The sequence below is a fragment of the Aeromicrobium sp. Leaf245 genome, assembly GCF_942548115.1.
In the GTDB taxonomy this organism is placed as follows: Bacteria; Actinomycetota; Actinomycetes; order Propionibacteriales; family Nocardioidaceae; genus Aeromicrobium.
In genome coordinates this window covers 754,762-769,564 of record NZ_OW824151.1, presented here as the reverse complement: position 1 = coordinate 769,564, position 14,803 = coordinate 754,762, and the positions used below count along the sequence as shown (strand labels likewise).

Annotated in this window: 15 protein-coding genes and 1 tRNA gene; 8 read left to right on the top strand and 8 right to left on the bottom strand. The window is 71.2% G+C overall.

The annotated features are described in order from the left end of the window. The first annotated feature begins 67 nt into the window (after nt 1-67). Nucleotides 68-844, top strand: a complete 777-nt coding sequence (locus NBW76_RS03790; protein ID WP_055963209.1) for an SDR family NAD(P)-dependent oxidoreductase — start codon at nt 68-70, stop codon at nt 842-844. Nucleotides 845-917: 73 nt separating this feature from the next. Here NBW76_RS03790 and NBW76_RS03785 read toward each other — a convergent pair whose 3' ends face one another. Together NBW76_RS03785 and NBW76_RS03780 are read right to left on the bottom strand one after the other, a co-directional pair. Then, on the bottom strand, nt 918-2,501 hold the full coding sequence (locus NBW76_RS03785; RefSeq protein ID WP_055963204.1) for a DHA2 family efflux MFS transporter permease subunit: 1,584 nt from the start codon (nt 2,499-2,501) through the stop codon (nt 918-920). Continuing rightward, nucleotides 2,494-2,961, bottom strand: coding sequence for a MarR family winged helix-turn-helix transcriptional regulator (locus NBW76_RS03780; RefSeq protein WP_056556364.1), 468 nt, complete (start codon nt 2,959-2,961; stop codon nt 2,494-2,496). Before NBW76_RS03780 ends, NBW76_RS03785 begins: the two co-directional genes overlap by 8 nt. Nucleotides 2,962-3,141: 180 nt before the next feature. On the opposite strand from NBW76_RS03780, the gene typA reads away from it, so the two are divergent. After that, entirely contained in the window at nt 3,142-5,010 is a 1,869-nt protein-coding gene (typA, locus tag NBW76_RS03775) for a translational GTPase TypA (RefSeq protein ID WP_055963196.1), read from the top strand. A 150-nt stretch (nt 5,011-5,160) separates the two neighbouring features. Here the strand turns inward: typA and NBW76_RS03770 are convergent, their stop codons facing one another. From NBW76_RS03770 to NBW76_RS03755, 4 genes are read right to left on the bottom strand one after another with little or no spacing between them, the layout of a single operon-like run. Further along, nucleotides 5,161-5,931 (bottom strand): MBL fold metallo-hydrolase, encoded by a 771-nt coding sequence (locus NBW76_RS03770; protein ID WP_056556367.1) that lies wholly within the window; start codon nt 5,929-5,931, stop codon nt 5,161-5,163. After that, nucleotides 5,924-6,709 carry an NUDIX hydrolase gene (locus tag NBW76_RS03765; protein WP_156364876.1) on the bottom strand — a complete coding sequence of 262 codons (786 nt, stop codon included), beginning with the start codon at nt 6,707-6,709 and terminating at the stop codon, nt 5,924-5,926. The genes NBW76_RS03770 and NBW76_RS03765 overlap by 8 nt, the downstream gene beginning before the upstream one ends. A gap of 38 nt (nt 6,710-6,747) precedes the next feature. Next, nucleotides 6,748-7,212, bottom strand: coding sequence for a RidA family protein (locus NBW76_RS03760; protein ID WP_055963192.1), 465 nt, complete (start codon nt 7,210-7,212; stop codon nt 6,748-6,750). Next, a complete protein-coding gene (locus tag NBW76_RS03755; protein ID WP_144433633.1) occupies nt 7,209-7,367 on the bottom strand; it encodes a DUF4177 domain-containing protein in 159 nt (52 codons plus the stop codon). The genes NBW76_RS03760 and NBW76_RS03755 overlap by 4 nt, the downstream gene beginning before the upstream one ends. 125 nt (nt 7,368-7,492) lie before the next feature. Between NBW76_RS03755 and NBW76_RS03750 the strand changes: the two genes are divergently transcribed. Genes NBW76_RS03750 through NBW76_RS03740 form a run of 3 tightly spaced genes read left to right on the top strand, consistent with a single transcriptional unit; the run spans nt 7,493 to nt 10,255 of the window. Then, a complete protein-coding gene (locus tag NBW76_RS03750; protein WP_056556370.1) occupies nt 7,493-8,008 on the top strand; it encodes a hypothetical protein in 516 nt (171 codons plus the stop codon). 46 nt (nt 8,009-8,054) lie between these two features. After that, nucleotides 8,055-9,029, top strand: coding sequence for an ArsA-related P-loop ATPase (locus NBW76_RS03745; protein ID WP_056556373.1), 975 nt, complete (start codon nt 8,055-8,057; stop codon nt 9,027-9,029). After that, nucleotides 9,026-10,255 (top strand): ArsA family ATPase, encoded by a 1,230-nt coding sequence (locus NBW76_RS03740; protein WP_082482041.1) that lies wholly within the window; start codon nt 9,026-9,028, stop codon nt 10,253-10,255. Before NBW76_RS03745 ends, NBW76_RS03740 begins: the two co-directional genes overlap by 4 nt. 70 nt (nt 10,256-10,325) lie before the next feature. On the opposite strand, the gene NBW76_RS03735 is transcribed toward NBW76_RS03740, so the two are convergent. Then, nucleotides 10,326-10,586, bottom strand: a complete 261-nt coding sequence (locus NBW76_RS03735; protein WP_055963184.1) for a WhiB family transcriptional regulator — start codon at nt 10,584-10,586, stop codon at nt 10,326-10,328. Nucleotides 10,587-10,803: 217 nt separating this feature from the next. On the opposite strand from NBW76_RS03735, the gene NBW76_RS03730 reads away from it, so the two are divergent. Beyond that, nucleotides 10,804-13,017: a transglycosylase domain-containing protein gene (locus tag NBW76_RS03730; RefSeq protein WP_056556376.1), complete on the top strand. Its 2,214-nt coding sequence runs from the start codon at nt 10,804-10,806 to the stop codon at nt 13,015-13,017. Nucleotides 13,018-13,227: 210 nt separating this feature from the next. Here the strand turns inward: NBW76_RS03730 and NBW76_RS03725 are convergent, their stop codons facing one another. After that, nucleotides 13,228-13,689, bottom strand: a complete 462-nt coding sequence (locus NBW76_RS03725; RefSeq protein WP_056556379.1) for a GatB/YqeY domain-containing protein — start codon at nt 13,687-13,689, stop codon at nt 13,228-13,230. A 57-nt stretch (nt 13,690-13,746) separates the two neighbouring features. Between NBW76_RS03725 and NBW76_RS03720 the strand changes: the two genes are divergently transcribed. Then, nucleotides 13,747-14,700, top strand: a complete 954-nt coding sequence (locus NBW76_RS03720) for a metallophosphoesterase (protein ID WP_056556382.1) — start codon at nt 13,747-13,749, stop codon at nt 14,698-14,700. A 12-nt stretch (nt 14,701-14,712) separates the two neighbouring features. Beyond that, a tRNA-Pro gene (locus NBW76_RS03715) sits at nt 14,713-14,786 on the top strand. The last annotated feature ends 17 nt before the right edge of the window (nt 14,787-14,803 follow it).

Sequence of the window (14,803 nt, the reverse complement as noted above, 5' to 3'; positions counted from 1 at the left end):
CTCCCCGCCCACCTCCGCAGCGAGAGGGGCGCGCCGTCGACGTCGACACCGGTGCGACGATGGCGTCATGGTCGAGCAGAGTCCCGCCCCGTCCCAGCAGGTTGGCCGTCCCGTCGCCGTCGTCACCGGCGCCAGCAGCGGCATCGGCGCCGCGAGCGCACGGCACCTCGCAGCCGCGGGCTACCGCGTCGTCTGCGCCGCGCGCCGCGCCGATCGCATCCAGGCCCTCGCCGCCGAGATCGACGGCATCGCCGTGCCCTGCGACGTGACCGATGCCGAGCAGGTGCGAGCGCTCGCCGAGGCCGCGGGTCCCGCGGTGAGCCTGCTCGTCAACAACGCCGGTGGCGCCCTGGGCCTGGACCCCGTGGAGCACGCCGACGCCGAGGACTGGCGGCGCATGTACGAGATCAACGTGATCGGCACCCTGCAGGTCACCCGGGCCCTGCTCCCCGCGCTCGAGGCCAGCGGCGCCGGCACCATCCTCAACGTCGGGTCCACCGCCGGGCGCATCGCCTACGAGGGCGGCGGCGGGTACACGGCGGCCAAGCACGGGGTCGCGGTGATGACCGAGACGCTCCGCCTCGAGCTCCTGGGCCGTCCCGTGCGCGTGTGCGAGGTCGCCCCCGGGATGGTGCGCACCGAGGAGTTCGCGCTCACGCGGTTCGACGGCGACGCCGAGCGGGCGGAGGCCGTGTACGCCGGTGTCGACGAGCCGCTCACGGCCGACGACGTGGCCGACGTGGTGGCGTGGATCGCCACCCGACCGCAGCACGTGAACGTCGACCTCGTGGTCGTCAAGCCGATCGCGCAGGCGTCGCAGCACAAGGTGCACCGGACCTCCTGAGAGCTGCGACCCCCGACACGCAGCGACCCCCGACACCTCGAGGTGTCGGGGGTCGCTGCGCATGCGGCGGGTGTCAGTGCACGACGACCGGAGGCCGGTCCTCGTCGGCGAGGAGCTTGGACTCCTCGCGCTTGCGCGGCATGAACGCGACCGGCACGAGCGCCACGACGATGAGCGCGAGCGCCACGAGGTAGGTGCTGTGGAACGCGTCGGCCATGTCCTGCAGGACGGTGGCCTGGAACCCGTCGCCGAGCCGTTGGGCGACCTCCAGGGCCTCCTGCGGCGGTGGGGTGCCGGTCCGCTCGGCCTCGCCGATCGCCTGGCCGGCCGTGACCGCGGCGGAGTCCTTGAACCCGTTGGTCAGCAGCACCGTCATGATGGCGACGCCGATGGAGCTGGCCACCTGCTGCACCACGTTGATGAGCGTGGAGCCGCGGGCCACGTCGTGCGCCTTGAGCGTCTTGAGCGCGGAGGTGAAGATCGGCATCATCGTGCCACCCATGCCGAGGCCCATGACGAACAACCAGCCCATGATGTGCCACAGCGGGGTGTTCGGATCCGTGCTCGTCGCGAGTCCCACGACACCGACGATGATGCCGACGAAGCCGAACGGCACGATCCGGCCGATCGGCATCCTGTCGACCAGGGTGCCGGCGATCGGCATGGTCAGCATGGCGCCCAGTCCCTGCGGCGCCACGAGGAGGCCGGCCTTGAGGACGCTCTCGCCACGAACCTGCTGGAAGTAGGTCGGCACCAGCAGCAGCGCACCGAAGAACGCACCGACGAACAGGAACATGGTGATCGTCGAGACCGCGAGGTTGCGGTCCTTGAACAGCCGCAGGTCGAGCAGCGGGTGCTTCGGCCGGAAGGCCCAGAAGACGAAACCGATGATCAACAGGGCGCCGACGATCGCAGGCACGAGCACCCGGGTCGACTCCACGGTGCCGGTCTCGGGGATCGAGGAGACACCGAACAGGAAGAGCGCGAGGCCCGGGGACATCAGCAGCATCCCGATGAAGTCGAACGACTCGCTCGGCTCGGCCTCGTCCTTCGGCAGGATGATCTGCGCGTAGACGAGCGCCGCGAGGCCGAGGGGCAGGTTGATCAGGAAGATCCAGTGCCACGAGGCGATCTCGATGAGCCAGCCGCCGAGGATCGGACCCATGATCGGGCCGAGGAGCATCGGGATGCCCAGGATGGCCATGAGGCGCCCCATGCGGTGCGGGCCGGCGGCCCGGGTCATGATCGTCATGCCCAGCGGCATCAGCATGCCGCCGCCGAGGCCCTGGAGGACGCGGAAGGCCACGAGCGACTCGATGCTCCAGGCCGTGGCGCACAGCACCGAGCCGATGGTGAACAGGCCGATCGCGGCCATGTAGAGGCGCTTGGTTCCGAAGCGGTCGGCCGCCCAGCCCGTGAGCGGGATGACCGCGGCGAGCGCCAGCGTGTAGCCGGTCACGGACCACGCGACGGTGGACAGCTCGGAGACGTCGAACGCCTCCTGGAACGTCGGCAGGGCCACGTTCACGACGGTGATGTCGAGGATCGACATGATGGCGCCGAGGACGACGACACCGGCGATCTTCAGGATGTCCGGGGTGATGCGGTCGTCGTCCGGGATGGAGGGTGCCGCACCGACGGCGGTCTGGTCAGACATGGTCTTCCTTCTCTGGCAGTCGCAAGGCGTCGCTCGCGAGGATCTGGCCGAGGATCCTGTGCAGGTCTTCGGCGTGCTGGGGGTCGAGCCGGTCCGCGACGACGCGCAGGGCCCGACGCTTGTGCTCCATCTGCTCGTCCACGAAGTCGAAGCCGTGCTTGGTGAGGCCCACGAGCTTCACCCGACGGTCCTCCGGACTCTCGTGGCGCTCGAGGGCGCCGAGCTTGACGAGCTGGTCGACGGTGCGACCTGAGGCAGCCACCGAGAGTCCGATGGCTGTCGCGATCTCGTTGATCGCGAGGGGGCGGTCGGCGTGGGCGACGGTGAACATCGCTCGCGCCTGCGTCATGGAGAGGTCGAGCTCGACGAGCTGGTCGAGGCCCTCGGAGTGCACACAGCTCATGAGTCTCTGGACGAACGCCTCCAGGCGCTCGTGCACCGCTCCGCGTTCGATGGTCACCGGAAGATGCTAACGCACATGCAACCATTGTGATCACGCGATGATTGTGATCTGCATCTAGTTTCGACGCTGGTGCCGCCATGTGGCAGGAGCACGTCCACCGGCCGACTAGACTTCTGGGGGCCCTCCGGCCTCAGCCGGCCCCGGCTCCCCTGTCATCCAGCGCGAGGAACTCCCTGCATGTCCACCCGTCTCGATCTGCGCAACGTCGCGATCGTCGCCCACGTCGACCACGGCAAGACCACCCTCGTCGACGCCATGCTCCAGCAGCAGGGTGCCTACACCGACCACCAGGAGGTCACCGACCGGGTCATGGACTCCGGCGACCTCGAGCGCGAGAAGGGCATCACGATCCTCGCGAAGAACACCGCCGTCCGCTACGCGGGCCCCGGTGCTCCTGAGGGCGGCGTGACGATCAACATCATCGACACCCCCGGCCACGCCGACTTCGGTGGTGAGGTCGAGCGCGGCCTGTCCATGGTCGACGCCGTGGTCCTGCTCGTCGACGCGTCCGAGGGCCCACTGCCCCAGACGCGCTTCGTGCTGCGCAAGGCGCTCGCCGCGAAGATGCCGGTCATCCTCGTGGTCAACAAGGTCGACCGTCCCGACTCGCGCATCGCCGAGGTCGTCGACGAGACCTACGAGCTGTTCCTCGACCTGCTGCCCGAGGACGCCGGTGACGACGCCCTCGACTTCCCCGTCGTCTACGCGTCGGCCCGCGCCGGTCGTGCCTCGCTGAACAAGCCCGACGACGGCGGCCTGCCCGACAACGAGAACCTGGTCCCGCTGTTCCAGACGATCATGGACGCCGTGCCGGCCCCCGAGTACACCGAGGGCGCGCCGCTGCAGGCGCACGTCACGAACCTCGACTCCTCGCCCTTCCTCGGCCGCCTCGCGCTGGTCCGCGTCAAGGAGGGCACGCTCAAGAAGGGCCAGCAGGTCGCGTGGATGAAGCGCGACGGCTCGGTCGAGCGGGTCAAGGTCACCGAGCTGCTCATCACCGAGGCGCTCGAGCGCAAGCCCGGCGAGTCCGCCGGTCCGGGCGACATCGTCGCCATCGCCGGCATGGCGAGCATCAACATCGGCGAGACGCTGGCCGACCCGGAGAACCCGGTCGCCCTGCCGCTGATCCACGTCGACGAGCCGGCCATCTCCATGACGATCGGCACCAACCAGTCGCCGCTCGCCGGCCGCGAGAAGGGCACGAAGGTCACGGCCCGCCTCGTCAAGGACCGTCTCGACGCCGAGCTCATCGGCAACGTGTCGATCCGCGTGCTGCCCACCGACCGCCCCGACGCGTGGGAGGTGCAGGGTCGTGGCGAGCTGGCCCTCGCGATCCTCGTCGAGCAGATGCGGCGCGAGGGCTACGAGCTCACCGTCGGCAAGCCGCAGGTGGTCACCAAGGAGATCGACGGCAAGCTGCACGAGCCCGTCGAGCGCCTGACCATCGACGCGCCCGAGGAGTACCTCGGCACCATCACGCAGCTGCTGGCCGTCCGCAAGGGCCGCATGGAGCAGATGATCAACCACGGCACCGGCTGGGTCCGCATGGAGTTCCTGGTCCCCGCCCGCGGCCTGATCGGCTTCCGCACGGAGTTCCTCACCGACACCCGCGGCACCGGCATCGCTCACCACATCTCCGAGGGCTACGAGCCCTGGTTCGGCGAGATCTCGACCCGCCCGTCGGGCTCGCTCGTGGCCGACCGGGCCGGTGCGGTCACCTCGTTCGCGATGACCAACCTGCAGGAGCGCGGCGTGCTGTTCGTCGAGCCCGCCACCGAGGTCTACGAGGGCATGATCGTCGGCGAGAACTCCCGTGACGACGACATGGACGTCAACATCACCAAGGAGAAGAAGCAGACCAACATCCGCTCGGCGACGTCGGACAACTTCGAGAAGGTCATCCCGCCGAAGCGCCTGTCGCTCGAGCAGTGCCTGGAGTTCTGCCGTGAGGACGAGTGCGTGGAGGTCACCCCCACCCACGTGCGCATCCGCAAGGTGATCCTGAACGCCTCCGAGCGCGCCCGCGCCGCGAAGTCGCGCCGCTGACGCACCTCGCCCGTCGAACGGGGCACCTCCCACCCGGGAGGTGCCCCGTTCGCATGCCTCCCCGGCCGACGACGTGCTCCCGTCCCGGACACGTGCGGGGCGTTCGCGACCTGCTGAGTCACCCGGAAGTGTCCGAGACGGAGGGACGGGTCAGGCCTCCTGCAGGTACTCCAGCTGGGCGCGGACGCTGAGCTCGGCGGCGTCCCACAGGACGGGGTCGACGTCGGCGTAGACGTGCTCGACGACGGCGCGCGGGGTCGTGCGACCGGCCTCGACCGCGGCGCGCACCTGGTCCAGGCGTTCCTGCCGGTGGTCGACGTACTGGTCGAGCACCGCGGCGGCGTCGTCCACGACAGGTCCGTGGCCGGGCAGGAGGCGACCGGCGGTGCCCTCCTCGACCAGCTGGCGCAGCTTGGCGAGGGAGTCGAGGTAGGGCCCGAGGGCGCCGTCGGGGTGGGCCACCACGGTGGTGCCGCGCCCCAGGACCGTGTCACCGGTGAGCACCGACGGCTCGTCGAGCAGGCGCAGGCAGGCGGAGTCGCGGGTGTGGCCCGGCGTCGGCACCACCTCCAGGCGCAGGCCGTCGACGTCGATCTCCTCGCCGTCGACGAGGGGCGGCGCGTCCGAGCAGAACCGCTCGGACACCGCACGCGCCGGCGCCCCGGTCCGCTCGCCGAACGTGGCGAAGGCATCGGTGTGGTCGCCGTGGTGGTGCGTGTACAGGACGAGGGCCACCTCGCCGGCGACCTCGAGCACGGCGTCGAGGTGGGCCGCGTCGTCGGGGCCGGGGTCGACGACGACCGACCGGGCGGCGCCGGGCTCCCGCAGGATCCACGTGTTGGTGCCCTCGAGCGTCATGATGCCCGGGTTGTCGGCCCGCACGACCGACGCACGCTCGGTCACCGTCACAGCGTCAGCCATGGGTCTCCTCCTCGATCGGGTTGTCGAGGAACCACTCCCCGTCGACGTTCACCAGCTTCGGCTCGATGGGCCGGATCTCGCGCGACGCGGCCTCGTCCACGACGCCGGCGGGGTCGACCCGCACCAGCTCGCGGCAGGTGATCCAGGTCGGCGGCAGCATGGCCGCCTCCCCCGCCTTGACCTTCTCGAGGACCGACGCGATCGGGGCCCACACCGCGCGGTCGGCCTCACCGGGCAAGGTGCCCACGCTCTGCCCCCGCGGGACGGCCGCGACGAAGAACCGGGTGTCGTACCGACGTGGCTCGAAGGCCGGGGTGATCCAGTGCGCCCACGCGCCGAGCAGGTCCGAGCGGAGCACCAGACCTCGGCTGCCCAGGAAGTCGCCGAAGCTCAGCTCGCCGGCGTCGAGGTCGAGCCGGGCCTTCTGCAGCTCCGGGGAGGACGTGTCGGCCACGACCGACCCGGCGTCGGTGCCGGCGAACAGGATCCCGGACTCCTCGAAGGTCTCGCGCACCGCGGCCACCACCAGCGCCCGCGCCGTGTCGGGGTCGCACCCCAGCCGGTCGCCCCACTGGCTCGACGTCGGCCCCGCCCAGCCGACGACCTCGCGGTCGGACTCCTGGAGCCCACCGCCGGGGAAGACGTACATGCCCGGCGCGAAGGCCATCGACGCCTGGCGCCGCAGGAGGTAGGTCTCGGGACCACCGGCACTGGGCCTCAGCAACGCGATGGTCGCGGCGTCGCGCGTCGGCGCGGCCGTGCCGTCCCACGTCGCCACGCGGTCACGGAACGACGCCGGCATGGGCACCCGCACGGTCAGCCGACCTCGACCACGAGCTCGACCTCCACCGGTGCGTCGATCGGCAGCACCGGCACGCCCACCGCGCTGCGTGCGTGCACGCCGGCCTCGCCGAACACGTCGCCGAGCAGCTCGCTCGCGCCGTTGGCCACGACCGGCTGCCCCGTGAAGTCGGGCGTGCTGGACACGAACACCGTGACCTTCACGATCCGCACGACGTCGTCGAGCGAGCCGACGACGGACTTCACGGCGGCGAGCGCATTGAGGGCGCACTGGCGCGCGCAGTCCTGTGCCTCCTCGGCCGACACCTCGCCACCGACCTTGCCCTTGGCGACGAGCTCGCCGTCGACCAGCGGCAGCTGACCGGCGGTGAACACGTGCTGCCCGGACCGCACCGCCGGGACGTAGGCAGCGAGCGGCGGCACCACCTCGGGCAGCGTGAGCCCGAGGTCGGCGATCCGCCGCTCGATGCCGTCGCTCACGACTGGACCGGTCGCTTGAAGTAGGCCACCAGGTTCTCGGGGTTCATGCCCGGCACGATCTGCACGAGCTCCCACCCGTCCCGGCCGAAGTTGTCGAGGATCTGCTTGGTCGCGTGCACCAGCACCGGTGCCGTCAAGTACTCCCACTGCGTCATGCGCCCGACTCTAGCCGCGACCGGTCCGGGTGCGACGGCGCCGTTCTCGGGAGGGGGCGAGCGGCGGCCCGCATATCCTTCTCGTTTCCAGGACAGGAGACCCGGTCGCGTGGAAAGGTCACACCATGTCGATCTTCCCCACGACACGGATCGGCCGCGCCCTCGTGGTGTCGGCCGTCGTCGTCGGCGTGGCCAAGATCGTCCCGTTCCTGCTGCAGGTGTTCTCGCTGACCGGCGACGAGCTCACCGAGCTCCCGCCGCTCACGCCGGCCGGCACCGACACGACCTTCCTGCTGGCCAACCCGGTGGCGTGGTTCCTCGCGGTGGCCGCCGCGGTCTACCTGGTGCTGGCCCTGCGCGACGTGGTCGTGCACCTCGTCAGCCCGCCGCCGCCGTCACGGGCACGGGCACGGACGACCGCCGCGCGCTCGGGGACCAAGCGCACCACCGCCACGACCTCCACCCGGCGCCCACCGTCCGGACGGACGGCGACCACCCGCGCCGCCAAGCCGCAGCCGAAGCCCCGCGCCGCTGCGGCCACGCGGAGCGCCGCGAGGCCCGCACCTCGCACGACGACGAAGCGCGGCTCCACGACCACTGGTCGCACCGGCACCGCACGCCGGCCCGCCTCGCGCCGCTGAGATCCATTCGGCTCGCCGCCTCCGACGACGTCGGTAGGCTCGTCCCGTGACCGTCTGGACCCCGCTGCACGTCGTCACCGGCAAGGGTGGGACGGGCAAGACCACCGTGGCCGCCGCCCTCGCCACCGCCCTGGCCAGCCGTGGGCGGCGCGTGCTGCTGTGCGAGGTCGAGGGACGCCAGGGCATCGCCCAGCTCTTCGACGTGGCGCCCCTGCCGTACGAGGAGCGCAAGATCGCGTCCGGCCTCGACGGCGGCGAGGTCTACGCGCTCGCGATCGACCCCGAGGCCGCGCTGCTGGAGTACCTGCAGATGTTCTACCGGCTCGGCCGGGCCGGGAAGGCGCTCGACAAGTTCGGCATCATCGACTTCGCGACCACCATCGCCCCCGGCGTCCGCGACGTGCTGCTCACGGGCAAGGTCTACGAGACCGCCCGCCGGCAGGGCTCGGACCGCTACGACGCGATCGTCATGGACGCACCTCCCACCGGCCGCATCACCCGGTTCCTCAACGTGAACAGCGAGGTGGCCGGCCTGGCCAAGGTCGGGCCGATCAAGCGCCAGGCCGACTCGATCATGCAGCTCATGCGCGCCCGGTCGACGCACGTGCACCTCGTGACGGTGCTCGAGGAGATGCCGGTGCAGGAGACGATCGACGGCATCGCCGAGCTGCAGGGCGCCCGGCTGCCCGTGGGGCACGTGCTGCTCAACCTGGTGCGCCCCGAGCTGATCACCGCCCCCACGCGCGAGGCGCTCGCGTCGGGGAGCCTCGACGACGCAGCCGCCGCGGCGGCGCTGGAGTCGGCGGCCCTGCCCGGCGACGCCGCAGGACCGCTCCTCGCCCAGGGGCGGGCGCACGTCGAGAGGCAGCAGCTCCAGGAGGAGCAGCGCGAGGTCATCGGCGACTGCGGGCGTCCGCTCGTCGAGCTTCCGCTGCTCGGCGACGGTGTCGACCACGGCGCGCTCTTCGAGCTGGCCCGGATCCTCGACGACTCGATCGACCTGAAGGGCGGCACGGCATGAGCGGGCGCTCCTCCTCCACCGCCAAGGGCGGCGCAGCGAAGCGTCGCTCGCGTCAGCCGGCCCGCGGCCTCCCCGGGTCGGCGGCGGGCCGCGTCGACGTCGACGCGATGCTGGCGGACCGCACCGTCCAGATCATCGTCTGCTGCGGGTCCGGCGGCGTGGGCAAGACCACCACGTCGGCGGCGCTCGCGCTGCGCGCGGCCGAGCAGGGCCGACGGGTGTGCGTGCTGACGATCGATCCCGCCCGGCGGCTCGCGCAGGCGATGGGGCTCACCGAGCTCGACAACACCCCACGCCCCGTCGCCGACGTCGACACGTCGGCCGGTGGCTCGCTCGACGCCATGATGCTCGACATGAAGCGGACCTTCGACGAGGTCGTGGAGGCGCACGCCACCGCCGAGAAGGCGCAGCAGATCCTGACCAACCCGTTCTACGTGGCGCTGTCGAGCTCGTTCGCGGGCACGCAGGAGTACATGGCCATGGAGAAGCTCGGCCAGCTGCACGCAGCGGCGAGCGACGATCCCGAGGTGCCCGACTGGGACCTGATCGTCGTCGACACGCCCCCCTCGCGGTCGGCGCTGGACTTCCTGGACGCCCCCGAGCGACTGTCGAGCCTGCTCGACGGACGGTTCATCAAGCTGCTGCTCGCGCCCGCCAAGGGTCCGGCACGACTGCTGAGCGCGGGCTTCGGCATCGTCACGAGCGCGTTGAACAAGGTGCTCGGCGCCCAGGTGCTCACGGACGTGCAGACGTTCGTGGCCGCCTTCGACACCCTGTTCGGCGGCTTCCGCCAGCGCGCCGAGGCCACCTACTCGCTCCTGCAGGCCGACGGCACGGCGTTCCTCGTCGTCGCCGCACCCGAGCCGGACGCGATGCGCGAGGCGGCCTACTTCGTGGAGCGGCTCGCCCAGGAGGACATGCCGCTGGCCGGGCTGGTCGTCAACCGGGTGCACGAGCGCGCGCCCGGCGGCCTGACCGCGGCCGACGCCGAGAGCGGGGCCGGTCGACTCCGCGAGTCCGGGACCGGCGCCTACGACGAGGCCGTGGCCGAGCTGCTCGACGTGCACGCCGACCGCGAGCGGGTCGCAGCGCGCGAGGAGAAGGTGCAGCGTCGGTTCACCGGCAGCCACCCGAGGGTGCCCACGGTGCCCGTGGCCGCGCTCCCCACCGACGTGCACGACCTCGACGGCCTGCGACGCATCGGCGAGCTCATCGCCGGGCGGTGACGCACCCGTCCGGGCCGAGGCTCGGACGCCGGACGGCTACGAGCTGACGGTACTGCTCAGACGGCCGTGCTCAGGCGGTCTGCTGCAGGATGCTGCGCCACGTGGCCACGTTCGGCCGACGACGCAGCAGCGCACGACGCTCGCGCTCGGTCATGCCGCCCCAGACGCCCCACTCGATCCGGTTGTCGAGCGCCTCCGCGAGGCACTCGGCCCGGACGGAGCAACCGCCGCAGACCTGCTTGGCGCGGTTCTGCTCAGCGCCCTTGACGAACAGTGCGTCGGACTTGCCACGGCACGCGGCCTGGCCGGCCCAGTTCTGGTTCCACCCCATGGTGATCAACCTCCCGAGAGTCGGCCCCGAGGCCGACAAGGTTTCTCTAACAAAGAGAACGCTAAGAGCGTTCAGGTTCGGGTGGCAGACCCCATCGTGCCCAACTATGAGTAGTCCTAAGGGACTATGGTCCTGTCGAATCCAGGACCTTCCGGGACCACGGCGCCCTCGACGTCGCGTCCCGCGATCCTCAGGAACGTTCCGTATCCTGGGCCACATGCCTTGGGACGACCTCACCGACAACGTCCGGCGGATCGCCCAGACGCCGCCCCCCACCTCGAGCCGCGCCTCGCTCGTGGGGACCATGATCGTGCTCGCCGTCGCGGCGGGCGTCCTCGTGGCCGCCGTGGTCATCCCGGGCACGGCGTTCGTGGCGGCCACCGCCAACGACGTCACGCGCGACGTGGTCGAGCTGCCACTGGAGCTCGACGACGTGCCCAACCCGCAGACCACCCGCCTCTACGCGTCCGACGGCACCCTCCTGGCGTACTTCTACGAGGAGAACCGCCAGGACGTCCCGCTCGACCAGATCGCGGGCACGATGCAGAACGCGATCATCTCCATCGAGGACAACCGGTTCTACGAGCACGGCGCCCTCGACCTCAAGGGCACGCTGCGCGCCCTGGTCAACAACGCGTCGGACGGCCAGACCCAGGGCGGATCGACGATCACCCAGCAGCTGGTCAAGCTGACGCTGGTGCAGCAGGCGACCACGAAGGAGCAGATCCGCGCGGCCACCGCCAAGTCCACGGCCCGCAAGGTGCGCGAGCTGAAGCTGGCGATCAACTACGAGGAGTCCCACACCAAGAAGGAGATCCTCGAGCGCTACCTGAACATCGCGTACTTCGGTGACAGCGCCTACGGCATCAACGCCGCCGCGTACCACTACTTCTCGGTCTCCCCCGACCAGCTGACGGTCAAGCAGGCCGCCACGCTCGCGGGCCTCGTGAAGAACCCCGAGGAGTTCAACCCGCGGGTCTACCCCGAGCGCGCCCTCCAGCGACGCAACACCGTGCTGCAGGTCCTCGCCACCCAGGGCAAGATCACCCAGTCCCAGGCCGACGAGCTGATCGCCTCGCCGCTCGACCTCAAGCTCACGCGCTTCCCGAACGGCTGCGTGGAGTCCGTCGCCGCGTTCTCCTGCGACTACATCCGCCAGTACCTGCTCGACGAGGAGGCGCTCGGCGCCACCGTCCAGGAGCGTCAGGCACGTCTCGAGCGCGGCGGGCTCACCATCAAGTCCAACATCGACGTGCGCATGCAGAAGGCCATCAACAAGGCCGTCAAGAACCGCGTCGGCGCGAAGGACAAGGCCATCGGCTCCCTCGCGCTCGTCGAGCCCGGCACCGGCAACGTGCGCGGCATCGCGCAGTCCAAGCCGATGGGCCGCGACAAGAAGGCCGGGCAGACCTACCTCAACTTCTCCGTGCCGGCCAAGTACGGCCAGTCCGGCGGCTTCCAGGCCGGCTCGACGTTCAAGTACTTCACCGCGATCGCGGCCCTGAAGGACGGCATCCCTCCGTCCAAGTCGTACCGGTCGCCCCAGACGATGAAGATCCCCACCGGGACCTACTACGACTGCGAGGGACGCGGCACCGGAACGTGGGACGTCAAGAACTCCACCGGCTCCGGCACCTTCAACATGGTCACGGGACTCCGGCGGTCGGTGAACACCTACTTCGCCCAGCTCGAGAAGGACGCCGGCCTCTGCAACACGGTCAAGGCGGCCGAGTCGATGGGCATCACGGTGCCGGAGACGAACCAGGTCCCGTCCTTCACCCTCGGTGTCACGTCGGTCAGCACCCTCGACATGGCCGCCGCCTACGCCGCGGCTGCGTCGGGTGGCGAGTACTGCGCCCCGCGCCCGGTCAACGAGGTCCTCGACGCCAACGGCGAGTCGCTCAAGAAGTACCCCGAGCAGTGCGAGCGGGTCATGAGCAAGGACGTCGCAGCCCAGGTCAACGACATCCTGCGAGGCCTCCAGCAGCCCGGCGGCTTCGGCTTCCAGAACGGCACCGGGCTCGGCATCGACTCCGCGGCCAAGACCGGCACCACGAACAGCAGCCAGGCCGTCTGGTACGTCGGCTACACGCCCGAGCTGGCCGCCGCGTCGATGATCGCGGGCGTCAACAGCAAGGACAACCCGGCGAGCCTCGTCGGCGTCACGCTCAAGGGCGCGCCCGTGAGCTTCTCCCAGGCCGGCGGCTCCTCGCTGTCTGGTCCGATGTGGAAGGACGCCATGGGGACGATTCAGGACTACCTGAGCCCCGAGCGCTTCGACCCGCCGCCGCGGCGCCAGGCCGCGCGGAGCACGGGCGGCAGCAACGACGACGACCGCGCCGACGCCCCGACGACCACGCGGCGCGACACCGAGCAGCAGCCCGCACCCCGCGGCAACGGGAACGGCAACGGGAACGGCGACCGCGACTGACCAGCAGCGAGCAGGGGTTGCTCGTCGCGGGACCCGGCACATGGGCGGTGACCCGCGCGGGCGGTAGGAGGGTCGCGCTCTCACGCGTCGGGAGGTAGGGCGCGCGCGGATACCGAGCCGGTGCCTGCGTGCCACCTGCGTCCGAACCGCCGGCGACGCGCGCCACCTACCTCCCGCCGTGCCGGCACCGCGCCGGCCCGGCGCCCTCCCTCAAGCGCCGAGCGCCTTCTTGACCTCGGCGGCCACCACGCCGCCGTCGGCGCGACCCTTGACCTGCGGCTGCAGCGCGCCCATGACCCGGCCCATGGCCTTCATGCCGTCGCCGGCCACGCCGAGCTGCTCGATGGTCGACGTGACGAGCGCGCGGACCTCGTCGGCCGACAGCTGCTCGGGCAGGTACTCGGCCAGGACGGCGGCCTCGTCGCGCTCCTTCTGGGCCAGCTCGGGACGGTTGCCCGCCTCGAAGGCCTCGGCGGCCTCGCGACGCTTCTTGGCCTCCGACGTGAGCACGGTCAGCACGTCGTCGTCCGTCAGCTCGCGGGCCTCCTTGCCGGCCACCTCCGCGTTGGTCACGGCGGTGAGGACCATGCGCAGCGTGCTCGAGCGCAGGGCGTCGCGGGCCTTCATCGACGCGGTGAGATCGGAACGGAGGCGGTCCTTCAGGGCTGACATGACCACATCCTCTCACCGCGGGCGAGCGCCGTTCGGCCACGCACCTAGGCTGGGAGCATGAGGGCATCGGTGGCGGCTCGGCCCGTGGTGGTGGGAGCCGGTGTGATCGGTGCCGGCGCGGCCGCTCTGGGCTACGCCTGGTGGGAGGCGCGGTGGTTCGCGCTGAGGCACGTGTCCGTGCCGGTGCTGCCGTCGGGCGCCCGCCCGCTCAAGGTCCTGCACCTGTCCGACGCGCACCTGACGCCGGCCCAGGGGCGCAAGGCCGACTGGCTGCGGTCCCTGGCCGACCTCGAGCCCGACCTGGTGGTCAGCACCGGCGACCACCTCGCCCACCACGACGCGGTCCCCCCGCTGCTGGAGGCCTACGGGGAGCTGCTGGAGCGCCCCGGCGTGTTCGTGTTCGGCTCCAACGACTACTTCGCCCCGGTGCCCAAGAACCCTCTCAAGTACCTGACCGGTGGCACCGGGACCCAGGTCGGGGGCACGTGGGAACGCGCCGCGACCCTCCCCTTCGAGGACCTGCGCGAGGGCCTGGCCGAGCACGGCTGGCTCGACCTGAACAACGCGACCGGGTCGCTCACCGTCGACGGGCGGCGCCTCACGTTCGCCGGGGTCGACGACCCGCACCTGGAGCTCGACGACCTCGCGGCCGTCCCGCCGGCCGCGTCCCTCGGGGCCGACGCCGACCTCGCGGTGGCCGTGGCGCACGCACCGTACCTGCGGGTGCTCGACCACGCCTCCCGCCAGGGGTACCCGCTCGTCCTGGCCGGGCACACCCATGGCGGCCAGCTGTGCGTGCCCTTCGTGGGCGCACTGGTGACCAACTGCGACCTCGACCGGGCCCGCGTGAAGGGCCTGAGCACGCACCAGGTCGCCGGCTCGTCGCCGTCGTGGCTGCACGTGTCGGGCGGGCTCGGCACCTCACCGTTCGCGCCGGTCCGCTTCGCCTGCCGACCCGAGGCCACCCTGCTCACCCTCACTGCGATAGACTCAGCGGGTTCGTCCTCCTAGCGAGGACAGCGCCGGGGTGTGGCGCAGCTTGGTAGCGCGCGTCGTTCGGGACGACGAGGCCGCAGGTTCAAATCCTGTCACCCCGACCCAGCTCCTTCGGGAT

Coding starts and splice junctions, on each gene's coding strand:
- NBW76_RS03790 (WP_055963209.1), top strand. CDS start 68: ATGGTCGAGCAGAGTCCCGCCCCGTCCCAGCAGGTTGGCCGTCCCGTC.
- NBW76_RS03785 (WP_055963204.1), bottom strand. CDS start 2,501: ATGTCTGACCAGACCGCCGTCGGTGCGGCACCCTCCATCCCGGACGAC.
- typA (WP_055963196.1), top strand. CDS start 3,142: ATGTCCACCCGTCTCGATCTGCGCAACGTCGCGATCGTCGCCCACGTC.
- NBW76_RS03770 (WP_056556367.1), bottom strand. CDS start 5,931: ATGGCTGACGCTGTGACGGTGACCGAGCGTGCGTCGGTCGTGCGGGCC.
- NBW76_RS03755 (WP_144433633.1), bottom strand. CDS start 7,367: ATGACGCAGTGGGAGTACTTGACGGCACCGGTGCTGGTGCACGCGACC.
- NBW76_RS03750 (WP_056556370.1), top strand. CDS start 7,493: ATGTCGATCTTCCCCACGACACGGATCGGCCGCGCCCTCGTGGTGTCG.
- NBW76_RS03740 (WP_082482041.1), top strand. CDS start 9,026: ATGAGCGGGCGCTCCTCCTCCACCGCCAAGGGCGGCGCAGCGAAGCGT.
- NBW76_RS03735 (WP_055963184.1), bottom strand. CDS start 10,586: ATGGGGTGGAACCAGAACTGGGCCGGCCAGGCCGCGTGCCGTGGCAAG.
- NBW76_RS03730 (WP_056556376.1), top strand. CDS start 10,804: ATGCCTTGGGACGACCTCACCGACAACGTCCGGCGGATCGCCCAGACG.
- NBW76_RS03725 (WP_056556379.1), bottom strand. CDS start 13,689: ATGTCAGCCCTGAAGGACCGCCTCCGTTCCGATCTCACCGCGTCGATG.
- NBW76_RS03720 (WP_056556382.1), top strand. CDS start 13,747: ATGAGGGCATCGGTGGCGGCTCGGCCCGTGGTGGTGGGAGCCGGTGTG.